At 64.5% G+C, this 1,536-nt stretch carries 1 protein-coding gene and 1 pseudogene; one reads left to right on the top strand and one right to left on the bottom strand.

What is annotated here, in order from left to right:
* Window positions 1-45: 45 nt before the first annotated feature.
* Window positions 46-269 (top strand): annotated as a pseudogene (locus L8H00_RS18635) (hypothetical protein); the annotation flags it as partial.
* Between the two features lie 101 nt (window positions 270-370).
* On the opposite strand, the gene L8H00_RS18630 reads toward L8H00_RS18635, so the two are convergent.
* A protein-coding gene (locus L8H00_RS18630) for an IS3 family transposase (protein WP_242098847.1) occupies window positions 371-1,515 on the bottom strand; the annotation gives its coding sequence in 2 pieces (ribosomal slippage) (window positions 371-1,266 and window positions 1,266-1,515; 1,146 coding nt in all).
* Window positions 1,516-1,536: the final 21 nt, after the last annotated feature.

Here is a 1,536-nt window from a genome sequence, read left to right as displayed (position 1 = left end):
TTCTAATCACCGTCTCGGGCACATGGAAAATGGATGACGAACCGGATGACGGCGCAGAGGGACCGGGGACATTCGCACCGGGAAAGCGTGGTCCATTCGGCGAATGCGCGCTCCGCCCGGCTGTCGGCTTCGATGTCGGGGACGAACCTGGTCCGTGCGGGCGACTATAACCAGCGCACGGTGCTGCAGGCCATTCGCCTGGTGGGCGAGACGTCGCCACGCTCACCGGCCTGACCGCGCCGACGATCGCCAACATCACCAAGCGGCTGACCGTCTTTTCCTCAAACCCGCGGTCAGGGTCTGGTGATGGGACGGGCGCCACGCGACCGTAGGCGTGTGAGCGGGTACGACCCTGACGTGCTCCCCGTTTTCAGGCCGCTGATAACTTAGCTTCGGTGTTCATATGCCCTTGGCGGGGGCGGTCCGTAAACTCGGCGGGTGCCAACCCGCCAAGACTGCTGTGCGGACGCACGGTGTTGTAGTCCGTCCGCCATGCCTCGATGATCCGTCTCGCCGCAGCCAGCGATGGGAACAGGTGCTCGTTCAGGCACTCGTCGCGCAAGCGACCATTAAAGCTTTCGACGAAGCCGTTCTGCTGCGGCTTGCCCGGCGCGATGTAATGCCATTCGACCCTGGTCTCCTGGCACCAGGCGAGGACGGCGTGACTGGTGAGCTCAGTGCCCCCTTCGGCTCCGCTCAGGGCAGGATTGTCGCTGACCACCGTGCACGGCAGCCCGCGACATTCGGCGATGGCGCTCAGCTCGCGAACAACCCGCCGGCCCGACAAAGAGGTATCGACGATGCACGCCAGGCATTCCCGGCTGTAATCGTCGATGACGTTGAGCAGGCGGAACCGCCGGCCGCAGGCCAACGAGTCCGACACGAAGTCGAGCGACCAGCGCTGGTTGGGTTCCTGCGGGATCGCCATCGGTGCCCGCGTGCCCAGCGCGCGCTTCCGGCCGCCACGCTTGCGCACCGTCAGCCGCTCCTCGCGATATAGCCGATAGACCTTCTTCAGGTTCATGCCATTGCCCTCACGCTTGAGCAGGATCGCCAGCCGCCGATAGCCGAACCGGCGGCGCTCATTGGCGATCTCGCGCATCCGCTCGCGGACAACGTCGTCCCTTCCGCGCAGCGGCTCATATTGCCATGCCGATCGATTGACCCCGATCAGCCTGCAGGCGCGACGTTCGGAGAAGCCGTGATCGGCCATCAGCTTCTCCACCGCAGCGTAGCGCTCCGCAGACCGGGTCAGTTTTTTCCCAGCAAATCCTTCAACGCCGACACGTCGAGCATCGACTCCGCCAGCAGCTTCTTCAGCCGTCGGTTCTCGTCCTCCAACGTGCGCAGCCGGGCCGCCTCCGACACGGTCATGCCGCCATACTTCGCCTTCCAGTTGTAGAAGGTCGCGTCGCTGATCCCGTGCTTCCGGCACAACTCGGCGGTCTTCACGCCAGCTTCATGCTCGCGCAGCACGCCAATGATCTGATCCTCGGTAAATCGGCCTCGCCGCATCACTCGTCTCCATCTGACGAG

This window comes from Sphingomonas sp. CROZ-RG-20F-R02-07, assembly GCF_022662335.1.
Classification (GTDB): Bacteria; Pseudomonadota; Alphaproteobacteria; order Sphingomonadales; family Sphingomonadaceae; genus Sphingomonas.
The sequence above is the reverse complement of the archived record's forward strand: the minus strand, read 5'-3'. Positions and strand labels throughout refer to the sequence as shown.